The sequence below is a fragment of the Caballeronia fortuita genome, from assembly GCF_001544835.2.
GTDB classification, from domain to species: Bacteria; Pseudomonadota; Gammaproteobacteria; order Burkholderiales; family Burkholderiaceae; genus Caballeronia; species Caballeronia fortuita.
In genome coordinates this window covers 141,877-159,753 of record NZ_FCNX02000003.1, presented here as the reverse complement: position 1 = coordinate 159,753, position 17,877 = coordinate 141,877, and the positions used below count along the sequence as shown (strand labels likewise).

Below are 17,877 nucleotides of genomic sequence, written 5' to 3'. Positions count from 1 at the left end.
ATTCCTTATATAAAGCACTGTTGCACGATCAAGTTTGTCGTTCTGCACCAAATGAGCGCATAACGCCTGCGCACTGCACGTATAGCGTATGACGTTCATGCTGCAAGGCGGTGCGCGAATTGCGGATATGCTGCGTGTCGCCGGTATCATAGGCGTCTTACAGCACGTCCTTCACGCCTATGAACACGCCTTCCGAAGCCGCACCCCGTCCAGCCCTGCGCGAACTCACGCCTCTCGAAGCACGCGTGCTCGGCGTGCTCGTCGAGAAACAGCATACCGTGCCGGACACTTATCCTCTTTCGTTGAATTCCCTAACCGCGGGATGCAATCAGAAAACAGCCCGCTCGCCCGTGATGAATGTCAGCGAGGACGAAGTGCTGACGACCATCGATGGCCTAAAGCGTCTGAGTCTCGTCATCGAAGGAAGCAGCAGCCGCGTGCCGCGCTTCGAACACAATGTGAATCGCGTGCTCGGCGTGCCGAGCCAGTCGGTTGCCCTGCTCGCGACGCTCTTTCTGCGCGGCCCGCAAACGGCGGCGGAATTGCGCGCCAACAGCGTGCGGCTGCATTCGTTCGCGGACATATCATCGGTCGAAAGCTTTCTCGACGAACTTGCCGCCAACGATCCACCGCGTGTCGTGAAGTTATCGCGCACACCCGGCGAGCGGGAAAGCCGCTGGATGCATCTGTTATGTGGCGAAGTGAGCGCGAGCGATCTGCCGTCGCGCGAATCGCAAGCGGGAGACTCTTTCTCCCTCTCCGAGTTCGAAGCGCTGAAATCCGAGCAGAAGCGCCTCACGCATGAAGTCATTCAACTGCGTGCGATGGTTCAGCAAATGGCGAGCGAACTGGGCATAACCTTGAATCAATCGTCGCCCGACGCCTGAGGATGAGCGAGCCGCTGATATCGGCACCGCTCGTGTTTCGCGACGACGGAACTCCCTACTCGCCGCGTCACGACGATATCTATCACAGCGCGGCGGGCGCGCTGGCGCAAGCACGCCATGTCTTTCTGAAGGGCAACGGCCTGCCCGCGCGCTGGCGCGGCACCCCGCGCTTCACTGTGATCGAGACCGGCTTCGGCATGGGCGTCAATTTTCTTGCGACGTGGGCAGCATGGCTTGAAGCAGCGCATCGTCCGTCAATGCTTGAATTCCTATCGATCGAGAAATATCCATTCAGTGCCGACGATTTGCGCGCGGCACACGCAGCGATCATCGACGAAGACGCCTTCGCGCCGTTATCCGATGCGCTCGCTTCAGCATGGCCGCCGCTCGAGGCCGGCCTCCATCGGCTTGCATTTTCGGCGGGCGCGGTCACGTTGACGCTCGCTTTCGGCGATGCCGCCGATATCTTGCCGCGCCTCGCCGACCTTGGCTTCACCGCTGACGCAATCTATCTCGACGGCTTCGCGCCGGCCAGGAATCCGGACATGTGGACGCCTCAAGTGTTCGCATCGCTGGCACGCATGTCCAACTACGATGCCACCTTCGCGACCTACACCAGCGCGGGTCAGGTCAAGCGCGCGCTCGTCGAAAGCGGATTCGCCTATAGCAAGGTCGCGGGCTTCGGCGGCAAGCGTGCGATGCTCGTCGGCAAGCGAGCGCACATCCGATACGTCATCGAATCGTAATTATCGATGATGCAATCTGAAGGCCTTTTTTGCATCGACATTGCTATTGAATCGCCGATACAGCAATACGTGGAAAGCATTGCGTAAGCACGCGTTCACTCAAGTCTTCTCTGAGTTCCTGGCGTTCGGCAACAAAGCGAAATAAGTTGGATAATCCGCACCCGTTGGCGGCGCGGCATGTCATCGCATTGCAAAAAGACGTCGAGACCGCGCGCCGGCGACTTCTTATCAGCGCTGAATCATGAGGAGAATAGCTTTGGAACCCAACAACGACGCGTCGCGCAGCCCCTGGCTCTGGGTCGCGCTATTGATTCCGTACGTCGCATTGCTCTGGCTGCCGTTCTATAACGACACGCGTCCTTCTCTTGCGGGCTTCCCGTTCTTCTACTGGTATCAGTTCTTGTGGGTGCCGCTTACCTCGCTCCTGCTTTATGTGGTCTACAGGGGCATGAAATGAACGATCTCACGCCAGTCGATCCGGTTGCGATGACCATCTTCATCGCGTTCTTTGCGCTCGTAACGGTCGTCGGTTTCTTTGCCGCGCGCTGGAAACGCGGGGATCTCACGCAGCTTCACGAATGGGGCTTGGGTGGCCGCCAGTTCGGCGTGCTGATCTCATGGTTTCTCGTCGGCGGCGACTTCTATACCGCCTATACCGTCATTGCTGTGCCGGCGCTCGTCTATTCCGTCGGCGCTTACGGCTTCTTCGCGCTGCCTTATACGATCATCGTCTATCCGTTCGTGTTCGCCGTGATGCCGAAGTTATGGAAGATCGCGCACGCGAAGAATCACATCACCGGCGCCGATTACGTACAGGGCGAATACGGCGGCAAATGGTTTCCGGCCGCGGTCGCCATCACAGGCATCGTGGCGACGATGCCTTATATCGCGCTGCAACTCGTCGGCATGCAAGTAGTTATCAAAGGGCTAGGCGTAACGGGCGAGTTGCCGCTCATTATCGCGTTCGTGATTCTCGCGCTCTATACCTATACCAGCGGCCTGCGCGCGCCCGCGATGATCGCCTTCGTGAAGGACATCATGATCTATATCGTCGTGATCGCGGCGGTCTGGTTCATTCCTTCGAAGCTCGGCGGCTATGCCCATGTATTCGATTCGGCCGATCAATACTTCAAGGCGAAAGGCGGCCCGACGGGCATCATTCTCAAGCCGGGTCAATTCACGGCATATGCGTCGCTCGCGCTCGGCTCGGCGCTTGCCGCATTCATGTATCCGCATACGATGACGGCAGTGCTCTCTTCGTCATCCGCGACCACGGTGCGCAAGAACGCCATCTTCCTGCCTGCCTATACGCTGCTGCTCGGTCTGATTGCGCTGCTCGGCTATATGGCGATCGCGGCGGGCGTGCATGTGAAGTCCGCATCGGATGTCGTGCCGACATTGTTCGGCACGCTGTTTCCGTCATGGTTCGTCGGCTTTGCCGCAGCGGCGATTGCGATCAGCGCGCTCGTGCCGGCGGCGATCATGTCGATCGGCGCGGCGAATCTGTTCACGCGTAACTTGTGGCGTCCGCTCGTTTCGCCCGATATGTCATCGGCTGCCGAAGCATCGACTGCAAAGCTCGTATCGCTCGTCGTGAAGTTCGGCGCATTGCTGTTCATCGTGTTTTTGCCGACGCAATACGCGATCGATCTGCAATTGCTCGGCGGCGTGTGGATTCTGCAGATCTTCCCGGCCATCGTGTTCTCGCTCTATACGCGCCGCTTGACGACGCCCGGCCTTTTCCTCGGCTGGCTCTTCGGCATCGCGTTGGGAACCGGTCTCGCGATCTCGCAAGGGCTCAAGCCGGTCTATGTCGTACATGTCGGCGATGCTTCGTGGCCGGTTTATATCGGCCTGATCGCGCTCGTCGTGAATATCGTCGTGACGTATGTCGTGTCGCTCGTTACGCGGCGCAGCATAGTGGCCGTGGCTTGAAAGCGCGACGCTTCACGCTGTCCGGTGCTCGCGCGCCGGGCAGTGTTTGCATGTACGGTGATACCATCGGCGTCAAGCCCTTTCCTTGACGCAATGCGTGTCATGAACGCCAGCGAAAACAACCCGGCCTCGTCTGCCATCGCGAATGCGGTGTTTGCGCAAGACAAGTTATCTGTCGGCATCACATTGCCGATCACGCGCGACGACCAAAGCATCGTTGACTTCAATGAGCAGATAGCACTCGCGCGCCACGCCGATCAACTCGGCTATCGCGCGCTTTGGGTGCGCGACGTGCCGCTCAATAGCATCGACTATCCCGACCCGGTCGGGCATCTCGATCCGTGGGTGCTGCTCGGCGCGCTGGCATCGAATACCGAACGCATCGCGCTTATCAGCGGCGCAATCGTACTGACGCTGAGACATCCGCTTCATGTCGCGAAAGCCGCGATTTCCGTCGACACGTTATCTCGTGGACGTTTCATTCTGGGTCTTGGTTCGGGCGACCGTCCGCCGGAATACGCCGCATTCGGCCGCAATCCCGATGACCGGCGCGATCTGTATCGACGCCATTGGGAAACGTTGGCCGCGGCCGTCGGCGTGCCTTCTCGCGTGATTCCGGACGATACACCCGACGGCGCGCCTGAGTTCTATCTCTTGCCTCGCCACGACGTTGCCATTCCTATGCTCGCGGTCGGATCGGGCGGTCAGAGCGTCGACTGGATCGCGCGTCATTCGCTTGGCTGGATGACTTATCATCGCGAACCGCAAACACAGCGTGGACGCTATAGCATGTGGCGCGCCGCCGTCGATCGCGCGGCTCCCGGCGCTTTTCGCGCCTTCGGTGTGGCCATGCGGCTCGATCTCGCTGACGATGCGGACGAGCCCGCAACCGATATCCCGCTGGGCTATCGCGCGGGACGTCATGCACTCGTTTCGCTCCTGCGCGAGATGCGCGACAACGGCACGCATCACGTGACGCTCAACATCGCCGCAGGCCGAAGACCGGCGCGCGATATCATCGAAGAACTCGCTGCTCACGTGCTTCCCGAGTTTCATCGCTGAATCCGCTTCTTCATTCACGACAAGAACATGACCGCACACGATGCTTCCTCGCCCGACAAGGATATCGTTTCTCTCGACGCCGTCGCGCTCTCTCGTTCGATTCACGCGCGCGAGATATCGTGTGTCGAAGTGATGAATGCGTATCTCGCACAGATCGATCGCCTCAATCCCGTGGTCAATGCAATCGTCGCGATGCGGGATCGCGATGCGTTGCGTGCACTCGCAAACGAGCGCGATGCGCAGCTATCCAAAGGCGAAAGCCTCGGGCCGTTGCATGGCTTTCCGCAAGCGCCTAAAGATATCTTGCCCGTCGCCGGCATGGTGACGACCAAAGGCTCGCCCATATACAAAGGCGAAATATCCAGAGTCGATGCCGTCATATTCGAGCGCATGCGCAAAGCAGGCGCAATCTTTATCGGGCGCACGAACTCTCCGGAATTCGGCCTCGGCGGACATACCTATAACCCGATCTATGGCACCACGCGCAATGCATTCGACCCGTCGCGCTCGGCAGGCGGCAGCAGCGGCGGCGCTGCCGTTTCCGTCGCGTTGAATATGCTGCCCTGCGCCGATGGCTCCGACATGATGGGCTCGCTGCGCACGCCCGCCGCATTCAACAATGTGTTCGGCTTTCGCACGACGCCGGGATGTGTGCCTTATGCACCGAGCGACGATGTCTTCTTTCAGCAATTCAGCGTCGCCGGTCCGCTTGCGCGAAACATTTCCGATCTTGGCTTGTTGCTGTCCGTGCAGGCGGGCTTCGATGCGCGCGCACCTCTCTCGCGCAGAAGCGACAAACCCGCTGACTTCGCCCATTCGCTAGAGCGCGACATGCGCGGCACACGTATCGGCTGGCTGGGCGATTTGAATAAACATCTGCCGATGGAAAACGGCTTGATGGATGTCTATGCATCCGCATTGCGTCACTTCGAAACGGCGGGTTGCACCGTCGATGCGGCCGAGATAACTTTCGATCTCGATCGTCTCTGGAATGCCTGGCTCGATTTGCGCAGCCTGACTTTCTCGGGCACCAATGCTTCTTTATACCGCAACGACGCCACGCGCAATCTGCTCAAACCCGAAGCGATATGGGAAATCGAGCGTGGCCTGAAGTTATCGGGCGAAGATGTTTCGCGTGCGGTTCGCGACCGTGCGGCGTGGTATCAGGCGATCAACGCGCTATTCGCCCGTTTCGACTATCTCGTCATGCCTTCGGCTCAGGTCTTTCCCTTTGATGCTGCATTGGATTGGCCTCACGCCATCGACGGCCACGCGATGGATACTTACCATCGCTGGATGGAAACCGTGGTACCGGCGACGATGGCTTCGCTGCCCGCGCTAAGCGTACCAGCCGGATTCGGCCTCGGCGGTTTGCCGGCCGGATTGCAGGTTATCGGTCCCACGCAAGGCGATCTGGGCGTATTGCAGATCGGGCTCGCGTACGACCGCGCAAGCGGTTTCTCCAAAGCGCGCAGCCCATTGTTGCGCTAAAGATTTAGACGCGCTCGCTCAGGCGGCTGCGCTCCGTGCGTTCCTGCGTGCAGTTTTCTTCACTGCCGCGCGGCCTTTCTTCAACGCCCGTTTCTTATTCGATGCACCGTCGATAAGATACACGCTGCGATCAGGCGCATCCTTGATCCACGCCGGCGGCCGTGCATGGCCGCTCCAGGTCGCGCCCGATTCCGGGTCGCGATACTTGGCAGGAAGCGTAGTCTTTGCTGCTCCGTTCTTCGAACTTGCCGAAGTCTTCGTACCCGGCTTCCGACCGCGCTTATTGCCCGATCCTGAGCCGGCTTTAGCGAGATCCGCTGTGGTCAAGCCATACTCGTCCATCATGGAACGGATCTTCGCAATGACTTCGACCGACTTTTGTTCGCGCATCGCGTCCGCGCGACGCTGCAGCTTTTGAATCTGACTTTCTAGCTGTGCCAATGTAACCATCGTTTCTCCTCTTGAATCGGCTCGAGCGAGGCAACGTGTGTGCCTATTGCTCGACACATTGCCGTGGTACGCAGATCTTATATGGATATCGCCAGCACCAAGCATTCTCTGTAGAAAGATGGCTCTTTGATACTTCAATTGTGACGTCGACTTATCGACTGCGCGCTCGTCAGACGATTAGCGAGAAGCCAGCAAAGCGTCGCGCCGTCATATGACTAAAGACGCGTACATTGCGCACGCGTTACATAGCTGCAAACTTGTTGAATCACTCCAACACGAGGCTTGTTTCCTGTTCTGACGGCGTCAACGCCAGCGCGAGAATCATCGCGCCGCTATTGAGCGGCACCGAACTCCCTACACGCCTCGGCCTGTAGACCGGTTGTCCGCGTCTTATCGCTTGTCCGCTCAATGCACAAGTTCCGCGCTTGCGCGCAGTGCAAAGCGCCCACACCTGCTCGGAGTAATTGAACGACGTAGGATCGTGCCACGACAACGAGAGGGTCGACTCGCTGAGTCGTTCGAGCACGCGGATATTGACGCAATGTCCTTCGGCTGTTCCCATGCAGGCACTCTTGCCCTGAACATTGCGCACGAGGGATCGTGGCATTAGCGCAAGTTTCTCGTTCGCTTCGATCGGGCGGCTCGGACGGCTGTCGAGCATTGCCAGGGTACGGCTCCAGGGATCCATCAACGATGGATGCTTCATGTTCCGCTCCTGCTGGCGACAACGCCCGCCTTAACGAAAGACGGATGGCGTTGCCGGTGGGATTCCGGGGAATGCGCGGCACGACCCGCTAACTGGGATGGCCTGCCGCGCCGCTTCGGATAATCGTTCCTAGAGTAGTACACCTGAGCATGCTTTTGTTTTCATTTTTCTTGGACATATTCGAACACGCGCGCCAGCCTTGGCGTTTGAGATGAAGTCAAAGCCGTGGCTCGCGACGCCGCGGGACCAGACTCATCAGCGGACGTTTAAAGTCTGCGGACGGAACGAACGTTCGGTTATATCATCTGATATTTGCCGGTTTCTCCGACAGGTCTTCTGAAAGAATCGATGCGCATCTGGCCGTTTGCGCACGTTTCGTGCTCTTTCAAGCATGCGCGAACTCGTCGATTTCTGACACAATAAAATCCAATGAACCGGCTTTCCCCTGTCGAACTATGAAAAGCGAGCTCTCGATCCATGCCACGATCTCAGCGGACCGCGCGTCGGTCAGCTTTGTCGCGTTCTCTCGCGAGCAGGCGATTCAATGCAATATCACGCGCAAGGCCTTGGAACAGTGCTTCTGGGCGCCCACAGGAGCGAGCGACGAGCGACTTCTGAAGGCGCTGAGCGACGGTTATGAACGAATCAGCGCTCGTGTGCATCGAAAATTTCTCGCGCATCCGTCCAGCTCGATTCATCTGGATGTCATTGATTTTTCATCCTGAGAGCGGTATTCGTTGAAACGGCGGCGCATATCAGCGCGCCGCCTGCGTCGCCTTGCGCATCTTGCTTACGTCCCCAGCCTGAACCGCCGGTGTATTGTTGTTCCATGCGCCACGAATGAAAGTCAACACGTCCGCGATTTGCTGATCGTTGAGCACGGGTGCATAACGCGGCATCGGGTACGGCGCGGGAATACCGTTCAGTACGAGATCGCCGGTCCCGTTCAGCGTCACATTGATCAACGAGGACGCGTCCTTCTCCAGCACATTCGGATTGCCCGCGAGCGGCGCAAGCATCGGCGCAAAGCCGCGGCCGTCGACGCCATGGCAATGCATGCAGTAAGCCGTGTACACGCGCGCGCCGGAGTCTGTCGCGGCCGGGCGTGTCAATGACACTTTGGTCGCTTTCGGGTCATAGGCATACGCCGCGCCACCGTAGCCGCCCGACGCGGGCAATGACTTCAGGTAGCGCGCCATCGAAGCGATATCCGTATCGTTCAGTGCCTGCGTGCTGTTATTGATCACGCTCGTCATCGATCCGAATGCGGACGCGTGCGCATTCGCTCCCGTCTTGAGGAAAGAGGCGATGTCCTGTTCCGACCAACGGCCGAGTCCCGTGTTGTGTTCGCCCGTCAGGTTGGAAGCAAACCAGTTATCGAGCAAGCCGCCCGTCAAATAAGTGCTGCTGCTTTCGTCGAGTCCTTTCTCCTGAAAAGCTATCCCGCGCGGCGTATGACACGAGCCGCAATGTCCAAGGCCTTGGATCAGATAAGCACCGCGATTCCAGGCGACATCCTTGCCCGCCTTATTCTGATAAACGCCTTTGTCCAGGAAGACCACATTCCATAGCTTGAGCGGCCAGCGCATATTGAGCGGCCACTTGATATCCGGCTCGCGATTGGCCTGCTTGACAGGCGTCACGCCATGCATGAAGTACGCATAGAGCGCGTGCATATCATCGGCGTTGATCTTTGCATAAGACGGATAAGGCATCGCCGGATAGAGATTGTGGCCGTCCTTCGCCACGCCTTCACGCAATGCGCGCGCGAATTCCTCTTCGGTATAGCGGCCGATTCCCGTATCTGGATCGGGCGTGATGTTGGTCGTGTAGATCGCGCCCAGTGGCGTCATCATCTGCAATCCGCCGGCAAGCGGCTTGCCGCGCGGTGCGGAATGACAGGCGACGCAATCGCCCGCTTTGGCGAGATATGCGCCACGAGTCACGAGCGCATCGTCCGCAGCATGAGCGGTCGATGTCAAAGCAAACAGAACCGCACAGAGAGGCTTGAATGCATGCTTCATGGCGGCCTCCTCAAGCGCTGCGCAATTGATCGCCGACGGGTAACTTTCTCAGTCGCTTGCCCGTCGCGGCATAGATTGCATTGGTGATGGCGGGCGCAAGCGCCGCCGTGCCGGGTTCGCCGATGCCGCCCGGCGCCTCCGTGCTCTTGATGATATGCACTTCCACCGGCGGCGTTTCGTGAATGCGCAGCATCCGATAGTCGGTGAAATTGTTTTGTTCTACCCGCCCGTCCTTGATCGTGATCTCGCTATAAAGCGCAGCGGTTATGCCGAATAAAATGCCGCCCTGCACTTGCGCTTCGACCGTATTCGGATTCACGACCATGCCGCAATCGACCGCGCATACGATCCGGTTCACGCTCACCGCGCCGTCCTTGTCGACAGCGACATCCGCAACGATAGCGAAGAAGCTGCCGAACGCGTGCATTACCGAAACGCCACGTCCTTGCCCTTGCGGCACCGATTGTTGTCCCCAGCCTGCGGCCTTGGTCGCCACATCGAGTACGTTGCTCGCACGTGGCGACTTGCCGAGCAGATCGCGACGGTATTTGACGGGATCGACCTTCGCCTGCACGGCGAGTTCGTCGATGAAACTCTCCACGACGAAGGTGCCGCGCGTCGGTCCCACGCCGCGCCAGAATGCAGTGGGCACGTCATGCGGTTCGAGCCGCACATAATCGATGAGCTGATTCGGCAGATCGTAGGGAAGATCGGATGCCACTTCGACTGCATCCGGATCGACGCCATCCTTTACCGCGGGCGGCGCAAAACGCGCGAGCACCGAAGACCCGACGATACGATGCGTCCATGCAACGGGTTTGCCATTCGCATCGAGTCCTGCGGATAACTTGTCGTAATAGCACGGCCGATACATATCGTGCTGGATATCTTCTTCCCGCGACCAGATAACCTTGACCGGCACGCCAAGCGTCTTGCCGATCTTAAGCGCCTGCGTCGCCATATCGAATTCGAGCCGCCGGCCGAAGCCTCCGCCGAGCAAATAGTTATGAACGACGATCTTGTCGGCGGGCAGGCCGGTCGCTTTCATGCCTGCATCGCGGATACGCGTGGGCACTTGTGTGCCGAGCCATATATCGCAGCCATCGGAACGCACATGCACCGTGCAGTTGATTGGCTCCATCGTCGCATGCGCGAGAAAGGGCTGGACATAAACCGCATCGACGCGTGTCTTTGCACCGGAGAACGCTTTATCGACATCGCCGTCCTTGCGCGCAACCGCGCCCGTGCGCTGCGACGCATTCGCCATATCGTCGACGATCTGCTTCGTCGAAACATTCGCGCTCGCGCCCTCGTTCCATTGAATCTGCAACGCCGCAGCGCCGCGCCGCGCCGCCCACGTATGATCGCCGATCACTGCGACGCCGTTGTCGAACTTGACGATCTGACGCACGCCGGGAATTTTTTTGGCATTGCTATCGTCGACGGATGCGAGCGTGCCGCCGAATACCGGACAATTCACGATTGCCGCATACACCATGTCCGGCAAACGCACGTCGAGACCGAACATCGCGGTGCCGTCCACTTTCTCCGGCGAATCGAGGCGCTTCACCGGCGTGCCGATGATCTTGAACTGTGCCGGGTCCTTGAGCTTGATATCTTGCGGCACGGGCAATTTCGCGGCCGCTTCGGCGAGATCGCCATAACTTGCACTGCGATTGTCCGATGCATGCATAACCTTGCCGCTTTTAGCCTGACAAGACGATGGATCGCATTGCCATTGCTGTGCCGCGGCCGAGACGAGCATCATGCGCGCGGCCGCGCCTGCCTTGCGCAACGGTTCCCATGCATAGCGTATCGAGGTCGAACCGCCCGTCAACTGGCCGCCCAATAGCGGGTCCGTGAATAACTTTTCATTGGGCGGTGCGTGATCGATCGTGACGCTGTCGAGCGGAACGTCGAGTTCCTCTGCGATCAGCATAGGCAACGCGGTATAGACCCCCTGGCCCATTTCGACTTTCGGCATGATGAGCACCACTTTTCCGCTTTTGTCGATCTGCACGAAAGCATTCGGTGCGAAGATGCCGTCGGTTGGAGGTTCGACGCCATCGCCGCCGATCACCGATTTTCCCTTGCCTTGATCCTGACTCGCGGCCGGCAAGCTGAAGCCGATCAGCAACCCGCCGCTCGCCGCGACACCGGCTGTCACGCCGAGCTTCAGAAAAGCGCGGCGCGACAGTCCCGCGCGAGCCGCATGACGTCCCGCTTCGATCAATCCTTGCGACATCTCACGCCTCCTTCGCAGCCTGTTTGATGGCCGCACGGATGCGGTGGTACGTGCCGCAGCGGCAGATGTTGCCCGCCATCGCGGCATCGATATCCGAGTCGTTCGGATCGGGCACGGTCGTGAGCAATGCTGTAGCTGACATAACTTGTCCCGACTGACAATAACCGCATTGCACGACATCGAGTTGACGCCATGCGGCTTGGACTTTTTTGCCGGCAGCTGTTTCGCCGATGCCTTCGATCGTCGTCACCTTGCGTTCGCCGACCGCAGCGATGGGCAAGACGCACGAACGAACGGCCGCGCCATCGAGATGAACGGTGCAAGCGCCGCATTGCGCAATGCCGCAGCCGAATTTGGTGCCTGTCAAACCGACGATATCGCGCAATACCCAAAGGAGCGGCATGTCGGGCGGCGCGTCGATCGTATGATTCCGGCCGTTGATGGAAAGCGTCGTCATGAGCGGCTCCGTCTAATAAGGGGTTTCAGCGGATATCGCAAATGGCCGGCTGCGTGGGGCATCAGCCGGTTTCAGGCAACGGATTGTAGCGCCGCTTAAAAAAAGAAGCGCAAATGGCGACACCCCGGCGATAACTTTGTTATCGCGCCTCAGTTTGGTGCGTCGCATTTTTTATTGGCATCGATTGCCTGATATGCCAACCTATTCGTTTACTCGATCGAACAAAAAGTGGATAAGTGCGAAGGACAGTTAGTTGCGTGGCAAGGTTATTGTTCGATCGGGCTTATGAAGCGCTATCGGATCGAAGTTATCCAATCGATGAACGATCAACCGAATACGCCCGCGAGTCCGAGAAGCGCACTCGCCGCCACGAGATAGATGGGATTGAGCTTGCTGCGATAAGCGACCGCCGCGCACGCGATCGTGCAAAGCGCGCGGGACACGTTCACATCCGTCTCGCGCGCGAACACATATGCGGCCGACACGAGCAGGCCCACGGTCACGGGTGCAAGGCCCTTGCGAATCGCGGTCACGATGCGCGAGTCTTGTCGGCGCTCCACCCACGCACTGACGAAATACGCCATCAATGATGACGGCACGATCTTCGCCATGGTCGAAACGAGCGCGCCCGCGAGTCCCGCCGCCTGAAAGCCGATCAATGCGACTGCCATGCCGTTCGGGCCGGGCGCGGCTTGCGTGATCGAGAAGAACGTGACGAATTGCTCGCCGGTGAGCCAGTGACGCGTATCGACTGCATAGCGCTGGATATCCGCAAGCGTCGCATTCATGCCGCCCACGGCGAGCAACGACCATATCGCGCCATGCAGGAAGAGATCGGCGAGCGTGCTGAGCATCGCGTCATTCCTTCGTTCGTCGCAGCATCGCGATCGTGCCGAGCGGACCGAGCACGGCAAGCACGATAAGAAGCGGTATCTTCAAGAGCGCGATCGCGATGAACGTCGCCGCAACGAGCACGATGCTTGTGGCGCCGCGCGGCAAACTCGTCACGAGCTTGAGCACGGTGGCAATGACGAGCCCCGTCGCAGCGGGCATGAGTCCGGCGAAGAGATGTTCGGTGATCGTCGCATGTCCCCATCGCGCATATGCATAGCCGATGCAGATCGTGATGATTGTGGGCGCGAGATATAACCCGAACACTGCGATTGCCGCGCCCTTTGCGCCGCGATACTGCCGGCCCAGCACGGTTGCGATGTTCGCCACATTCGGCCCTGGCAGCAATTGCGCGAGCGGCAGCAACTCCGCGAACTCACGACTGCTGAGCCAGCCGAGCCGCTCGACGAGCATGCGCCGCGCCCACGGCAACACGCCGCCAAAACCCGTCAGGCCGATAAAGAAGAATGCCTTGAACAGCGCGAAAGATGTCGGCACGTGCGGCGCGCCGGACGCGTTCACTTCGCTCGCAGATGTAGCGGCGGCCGCGAGCTCGCGGATCGTAGGGGAAGTCATCGTGATTCGTGCGGTCGACTGCGGCGCGCTTATCGCTTCTAAATGGCCATTTCGAACGTGGCGGACGGAATATCTCTTCGATAGTCAAGCGGCGTTTTGACAATCCTTACGCATATTGATGACGTAGGAAGATCTCGAGTGTAACGCGATTCGCATCGATGCCGTAGGACCATTGATCGTCGCCCATCGCGACGGGGCGACTGGGGTCTTCGAGCATCGCGCGAGTCTTTTGCGTTTTGCATGCGTAAGGCCGTTTTGTCGAATGTATGCAAAGTGCATTAAACCAACGAATGCACGATGTTGCGGTTGACCTTGCGGCGCAGGAACTCGAAATTGACAGAGAATTGTTCTGCCCGCGTCACGGCGTCATGCAGCCGTTCGACGTCCTGCGGCGAAAAGGTTTCCCCGACACCGCCCGCCGCCTTCGTCAGCAATTGAATTCGGCATGCACTATCCAGAAGCAGCGACAGCACCACGGATTCCTCGATAGAGCGCCCCACCACCGCGACGCCATGATTGCGCATCAGCACGGCCTTGCTCGATCCGAGCGCGCGCGCGACGCCCGCGCCCATCTCCTGCGTGCGAATGAGGTTCATTGTTTCGGTGTAGTACGGCAGGCCATCGGCAAAATGCACGCTCGGCTGGCTGATCATATGGAGCGGCTGGCCCGTTGCCGATAGCGCGACCGCATGGGTTGGATGCGCGTGGATTACGCTCGTCACGTCCGGGCGCACCTTGAAGATCTCGGAGTGGATGAAGACCTCGCTATGACGACGCCCGCCGCCGCTTACCTTCTCGCCATCGAGATTGCAGACGACGATGTTCTCCTCCGTGATCTCGTCGAAGCCGTGGCTATGCGGCTTCATCAGGAAGTGCGTAGGATCGCCGGGAACGCGCACGGAGATATGTCCACGCGTGAGATCGCCCTGACCTTCGGCCTCGAGGATGCGGCCAGCGTCGATCAGTTTTTGCTTCGCTTCTTCGAGAGTCATGATGTCGTCCTGCTTCATGTAGAGGGATTAGTTTAGAAGCGCCCGCCCACCGCGGCCTTCGCTTTCGAAAGCACATCGGGTGGCGTCTTGTAGAGTTCGTCGAGCAACTGGTCCATGCGCTGCCATGAAACGGGGCGCACTTCGAGGCCCATGCGCTTCGCTTCGGCGAGGAACTGCGGGTCCTTGACCGTCTGCTCGAACGCCTGCCGCAACGCCGCCGTGCGCTCGGGCGGCAAGCCCGGCGGCGCCGCGAAGGGACGCGCAAACACCTGGCTCGCGACGATCACCTTCAGCACCTGACGCGTCTGATCGTTCGGCGCGAGGTCGAGCAAGAGCGGCACGTCGGGCAACTCGGGATGCTTTTCCAGCGCGACCTGCACGAGGATGTTGATCTTCTTGCCCGTGATCCAGTCCGGATGACGCGTCTGTATCGTGCTCCACGACACGCCGCATTCGCCGTCGATTTCGCCGCGCTCCATCGCGAGCGCTGTTTCATTGCTGCCCGGATAACCCGTGACGAGCTTCAGCCTGGAATTGAAGAGGTTTTTGATCGTCGATGCAATCACGTCCGGATCGGAGCCTGCGCCCTGACCGCCCATGCGCGCTTCCTTGTCGATGAGATCCTTGAAGTTCTTCACCGGCGACGTATTCCACGTCACGCACAGACTCACATCGCTCGTGATGCTGCCGAGCCACGTGAGCTTGCGCGCATCGAAATTCGCATCGCCCAGAAGCGGCTGCTCGGGCATCGTGCGTCCAAAGGTGCCGAACGTCGCGCCATCTTTCGGCGCGATGCCATACAGATAATTCACCGCCTTCAGGCTGCCCGCGCCCGGCATGCTTTGCGGCGTGATGGATGGCTTGCCTGGCAGAAAGTTGCCGATGTACTTGCCGAGCAGACGCGCATACGTATCATAGCCGCCGCCGACCGAGTACCCGATCGTCATCGTCACATTGCGGCCGTTATAGAAGTCCGCAACCGATTCGGCCGCCGCGCGGCTTGCGAGCGGCGCGCATAGCGAAGCGGCCGCAAGTATCGATAAGGTTGCGTTCGCAAACGTTCGGAGGCTCTTCCTTTCGAGGCCTTCGCGAGACGATAGCTGCGAGAGTCGATCGTTCATGATGCTGTCTCCATCGGTTGTGACCGGCTGGCCAATGCATGCCGGCTGCCAGTGTCTCTTGATTGTCTGCATGATCAAACGAGACCGCCCAACTGTCGCAGCGCGGGCAGCCAGTCGCCGATGAGCGATTGAGGCCACGGCGTCGAAAAGATGCGGCCGAACACGAGCCATAACGCGATGGTCATCGCGATCGATAGCATCGCCGATGTGCGCCAACGCTCACCGAACTCGAAGCGCGCAACGAGCAACATGAAGATCAGCAGTGCGGGCAACAGTCCGATCACCGCGGCCGTGGCGAGCGCGCCGGCGATCCATGCGAAGAAGCGCATGCCGCGTATGTAGATGGTGCGTGTATCGAGCGACGATGCGAGTCCGTCATGCAACGAAGGATCGCCGTGCGCGCCGAGGCTCGCGTTTGCATCCGCGCTTGCATTGGCCTTTGCTATGACGTTGAGCTGGGCATCGGCATTGATGCGCGGCTCGCTGAAGTGCACGCCGGCGCCGGCCATCGCGAGATCGCCCATCGATGCGGAGGCTTCGAACGAAGGCGTCGTCGATGTCCCGCTCGCGACTACATCGCGCGTGAATAACTGTTCGATCAGCACGATGCAGCAGAACACGAGCGCGGCGCATGCGCTCGTCATCGGCATGAGCCGCGCGGCGAAGGCCCAGTCGCGCGCGAACGTCATCGCGACGATCACGAGAGCGGTGAGCATCATCGTGAAAGCGATCTGCCAATTCAAGCGGCGCACGCGCAGCCTGAACATAGGCATCGCGCCACGCGAGGGCGTTTGCGAACGCGCGCGCAAGGTCTTGCGCAGACCCTTGATCGTCGGACCGAGCACGACCCACAGCGCGGCGAGCAGAATCACGATCACGACCGGACGCGCGAAAAGACCGATGCCATAAATCTCGTGCGAGATGAAGTAGTAGCGCTCGAAGATGCTGCCGAGCACGAGGCCCAGAACGAGCGGCGGACGCGGCCAGTTCAGGCGCTTCATGATCCAGCCGACCGCGCCGAACAGCACGAGCGAACACAGATCGCCCCAGCTCTGACTGGCATTGAAAGCGCCCAGATAGACGATCGCGATGACGAGCGGAATAAGGATGCCGACGCGCACTGTCGCGAGCCGTGAGAACAGACTGCTGCTCGAAAGGCAGATCACCGCGCCCATGATGTGCGAGATGGTCAGCGTCCAGATGATCGTGTACGTCACGTCGAGATGCTTGGTCAGCATCTCGGGGCCGGGCGTGAAACCGTGCATGATGAATGCAGAAAGCAGCAGCGCCATGGATGCGCCCGCGGGCATGCCGAACGCGACCGTGGGAATAAGGTGACCGCCCTCCTTCGCGTTGTTCGAGCTTTCCGATGCGATCACGCCGCGAATATCGCCCTTGCCGAAGTTCTCCGCGTTCTTTTCGGTGCGGATCGCGTGACCGTAAGCCATCCAGTCGATGACCGCCGAACCGATGCCCGGCACCGCGCCAAGCAGCGCGCCGAGGCCGCTGCATCGCAGGATCAGCCACCAATGGCGCGCGGCATCCATCACGCCGTCCCATTGCGTGCTCGCGCGCACCCCGGCTTGCGGACGCTCGCGCGCGATGCCGGTGCGCTCGATCGCCATGTCGGCTAGTTCGGGCAACGCGAAGATTCCGAGGGTCACCGGCACGATCGGCAGATGGTCCCATAAATACAAAGTGCCAAACGTCCAGCGCAGTGTGCCGGTTTGCGGATCGGAACCGATGAGCGAAAGCATCAGGCCGAACGACGCGACGGCGAGACCTTTCATAGGCGCCTTGCCCGACAGCGTCGCGACCATCGAGAGGCCGAAGATGCACATCGCAAGCAGTTCCGCTGAGCCGATGTAGAGGACGATCAGACGCAGCACGGGAATGGAAAGCGCGAGCAGCAGCGCGCCGAAGATGCCGCCTGCGAGCGACGACGCATAGCCCGCGCCGAATGCGCGCCGCGCCTGCCCCTGCTTCGCGAGCGGATGGCCGTCGAGCACGGTCGCGGCCGCGCCCACGGTGCCGGGCACGCCGAACAGCACGGCGGGGATGAAGTCGGAGACCGTCGTCACCGCGGCCATGCCGAGCAGAAGCGCGAAGGCCGTGTAGCCGTCCAGGTGATACGTGAACGGGATGAGCAACGCGAGCCCGACGATTCCGCCGAGGCCCGGCACGACACCGAGCGCGAGCCCGAGCAGCACTCCGCCCAGCATGATGCCGAGGCGCAGCGGATCGAGGATCAGGGTCAGCGCATGGAAGGCGGCGTCGAGCATCAGCGCACCTCC

17 protein-coding genes are annotated in these 17,877 nt (G+C 60.0%); 7 read left to right on the top strand and 10 right to left on the bottom strand.

What is annotated here, in order from left to right; translation table 11 throughout:
* Positions 1-179: 179 nt before the first annotated feature.
* From AWB77_RS07700 to AWB77_RS07675, 6 genes are all read left to right on the top strand, one after another.
* Entirely contained in the window at positions 180-887 is a 708-nt protein-coding gene (locus AWB77_RS07700) for a YceH family protein (protein ID WP_061133825.1), read from the top strand.
* Between the two features lie 2 nt (positions 888-889).
* Positions 890-1,633 carry a tRNA (5-methylaminomethyl-2-thiouridine)(34)-methyltransferase MnmC2 gene (mnmC2, locus tag AWB77_RS07695; protein WP_061133824.1) on the top strand — a complete coding sequence of 248 codons (744 nt, stop codon included), beginning with the start codon at positions 890-892 and terminating at the stop codon, positions 1,631-1,633.
* A 256-nt stretch (positions 1,634-1,889) separates the two neighbouring features.
* The gene (locus AWB77_RS07690; protein WP_061133823.1) at positions 1,890-2,090 is read left to right on the top strand and encodes a DUF3311 domain-containing protein; all 201 of its coding nucleotides are present in this window, start codon (positions 1,890-1,892) and stop codon (positions 2,088-2,090) included.
* Complete coding sequence (mctP, locus tag AWB77_RS07685) at positions 2,087-3,568, top strand: monocarboxylate uptake permease MctP (protein WP_061133822.1); 1,482 nt, start codon at positions 2,087-2,089, stop codon at positions 3,566-3,568. Before AWB77_RS07690 ends, mctP begins: the two co-directional genes overlap by 4 nt.
* Positions 3,569-3,670: 102 nt before the next feature.
* Positions 3,671-4,630: an LLM class oxidoreductase gene (locus AWB77_RS07680; protein WP_061134076.1), complete on the top strand. Its 960-nt coding sequence runs from the start codon at positions 3,671-3,673 to the stop codon at positions 4,628-4,630.
* Positions 4,631-4,657: 27 nt separating this feature from the next.
* Positions 4,658-6,121: an amidase gene (locus tag AWB77_RS07675; RefSeq protein ID WP_061133821.1), complete on the top strand. Its 1,464-nt coding sequence runs from the start codon at positions 4,658-4,660 to the stop codon at positions 6,119-6,121.
* Between the two features lie 18 nt (positions 6,122-6,139).
* On the opposite strand, the gene AWB77_RS07670 is transcribed toward AWB77_RS07675, so the two are convergent.
* Both AWB77_RS07670 and AWB77_RS34265 read right to left on the bottom strand, forming a co-directional pair.
* The gene (locus AWB77_RS07670) at positions 6,140-6,571 is read right to left on the bottom strand and encodes an H-NS histone family protein (protein WP_061133820.1); all 432 of its coding nucleotides are present in this window, start codon (positions 6,569-6,571) and stop codon (positions 6,140-6,142) included.
* A 265-nt stretch (positions 6,572-6,836) separates the two neighbouring features.
* Positions 6,837-7,277, bottom strand: a complete 441-nt coding sequence (locus AWB77_RS34265) for a DUF3331 domain-containing protein (RefSeq protein WP_074168860.1) — start codon at positions 7,275-7,277, stop codon at positions 6,837-6,839.
* Positions 7,278-7,732: 455 nt separating this feature from the next.
* On the opposite strand from AWB77_RS34265, the gene AWB77_RS07665 reads away from it, so the two are divergent.
* Positions 7,733-8,002, top strand: a complete 270-nt coding sequence (locus AWB77_RS07665) for a DUF1488 family protein (protein WP_061133819.1) — start codon at positions 7,733-7,735, stop codon at positions 8,000-8,002.
* A 30-nt stretch (positions 8,003-8,032) separates the two neighbouring features.
* Here the strand turns inward: AWB77_RS07665 and AWB77_RS07660 are convergent, their stop codons facing one another.
* The 8 genes from AWB77_RS07660 to AWB77_RS07625 all read right to left on the bottom strand — a co-directional run bounded on the left by AWB77_RS07660 (position 8,033) and on the right by AWB77_RS07625 (position 17,865).
* The gene (locus AWB77_RS07660; RefSeq protein ID WP_061133818.1) at positions 8,033-9,301 is read right to left on the bottom strand and encodes a c-type cytochrome; all 1,269 of its coding nucleotides are present in this window, start codon (positions 9,299-9,301) and stop codon (positions 8,033-8,035) included.
* A gap of 10 nt (positions 9,302-9,311) precedes the next feature.
* The gene (locus AWB77_RS07655) at positions 9,312-11,546 is read right to left on the bottom strand and encodes a xanthine dehydrogenase family protein molybdopterin-binding subunit (RefSeq protein ID WP_061133817.1); all 2,235 of its coding nucleotides are present in this window, start codon (positions 11,544-11,546) and stop codon (positions 9,312-9,314) included.
* Position 11,547: 1 nt separating this feature from the next.
* The gene (locus AWB77_RS07650; protein WP_061133816.1) at positions 11,548-12,003 is read right to left on the bottom strand and encodes a (2Fe-2S)-binding protein; all 456 of its coding nucleotides are present in this window, start codon (positions 12,001-12,003) and stop codon (positions 11,548-11,550) included.
* A gap of 326 nt (positions 12,004-12,329) precedes the next feature.
* A complete protein-coding gene (locus AWB77_RS07645; protein WP_061133815.1) occupies positions 12,330-12,857 on the bottom strand; it encodes a chromate transporter in 528 nt (175 codons plus the stop codon).
* A gap of 4 nt (positions 12,858-12,861) precedes the next feature.
* Complete coding sequence (locus AWB77_RS07640; protein WP_061133814.1) at positions 12,862-13,470, bottom strand: chromate transporter; 609 nt, start codon at positions 13,468-13,470, stop codon at positions 12,862-12,864.
* A gap of 278 nt (positions 13,471-13,748) precedes the next feature.
* Positions 13,749-14,462: a class II aldolase/adducin family protein gene (locus AWB77_RS07635; protein WP_061134075.1), complete on the bottom strand. Its 714-nt coding sequence runs from the start codon at positions 14,460-14,462 to the stop codon at positions 13,749-13,751.
* Positions 14,463-14,494: 32 nt separating this feature from the next.
* Positions 14,495-15,583: a Bug family tripartite tricarboxylate transporter substrate binding protein gene (locus tag AWB77_RS07630; RefSeq protein WP_061134074.1), complete on the bottom strand. Its 1,089-nt coding sequence runs from the start codon at positions 15,581-15,583 to the stop codon at positions 14,495-14,497.
* Between the two features lie 74 nt (positions 15,584-15,657).
* Positions 15,658-17,865: a tripartite tricarboxylate transporter permease gene (locus AWB77_RS07625; protein ID WP_061133813.1), complete on the bottom strand. Its 2,208-nt coding sequence runs from the start codon at positions 17,863-17,865 to the stop codon at positions 15,658-15,660.
* Positions 17,866-17,877: the final 12 nt, after the last annotated feature.

Bases quoted from the DNA above. Each gene is read 5' to 3' on its own strand.
- AWB77_RS07650 (WP_061133816.1), bottom strand. From the start codon at position 12,003: ATGACGACGCTTTCCATCAACGGCCGGAATCATACGATCGACGCGCCG.
- AWB77_RS07645 (WP_061133815.1), bottom strand. From the start codon at position 12,857: ATGCTCAGCACGCTCGCCGATCTCTTCCTGCATGGCGCGATATGGTCG.
- mctP (WP_061133822.1), top strand. From the start codon at position 2,087: ATGAACGATCTCACGCCAGTCGATCCGGTTGCGATGACCATCTTCATC.
- AWB77_RS07630 (WP_061134074.1), bottom strand. From the start codon at position 15,583: ATGAACGATCGACTCTCGCAGCTATCGTCTCGCGAAGGCCTCGAAAGG.
- AWB77_RS07660 (WP_061133818.1), bottom strand. From the start codon at position 9,301: ATGAAGCATGCATTCAAGCCTCTCTGTGCGGTTCTGTTTGCTTTGACA.
- AWB77_RS07635 (WP_061134075.1), bottom strand. From the start codon at position 14,462: ATGACTCTCGAAGAAGCGAAGCAAAAACTGATCGACGCTGGCCGCATC.
- AWB77_RS07680 (WP_061134076.1), top strand. From the start codon at position 3,671: ATGAACGCCAGCGAAAACAACCCGGCCTCGTCTGCCATCGCGAATGCG.
- AWB77_RS07675 (WP_061133821.1), top strand. From the start codon at position 4,658: ATGACCGCACACGATGCTTCCTCGCCCGACAAGGATATCGTTTCTCTC.
- AWB77_RS07665 (WP_061133819.1), top strand. From the start codon at position 7,733: ATGAAAAGCGAGCTCTCGATCCATGCCACGATCTCAGCGGACCGCGCG.
- AWB77_RS07625 (WP_061133813.1), bottom strand. From the start codon at position 17,865: ATGCTCGACGCCGCCTTCCATGCGCTGACCCTGATCCTCGATCCGCTG.
- AWB77_RS07670 (WP_061133820.1), bottom strand. From the start codon at position 6,571: ATGGTTACATTGGCACAGCTAGAAAGTCAGATTCAAAAGCTGCAGCGT.
- AWB77_RS34265 (WP_074168860.1), bottom strand. From the start codon at position 7,277: ATGAAGCATCCATCGTTGATGGATCCCTGGAGCCGTACCCTGGCAATG.
- AWB77_RS07700 (WP_061133825.1), top strand. From the start codon at position 180: ATGAACACGCCTTCCGAAGCCGCACCCCGTCCAGCCCTGCGCGAACTC.
- AWB77_RS07655 (WP_061133817.1), bottom strand. From the start codon at position 11,546: ATGTCGCAAGGATTGATCGAAGCGGGACGTCATGCGGCTCGCGCGGGA.
- AWB77_RS07640 (WP_061133814.1), bottom strand. From the start codon at position 13,470: ATGACTTCCCCTACGATCCGCGAGCTCGCGGCCGCCGCTACATCTGCG.
- mnmC2 (WP_061133824.1), top strand. From the start codon at position 890: ATGAGCGAGCCGCTGATATCGGCACCGCTCGTGTTTCGCGACGACGGA.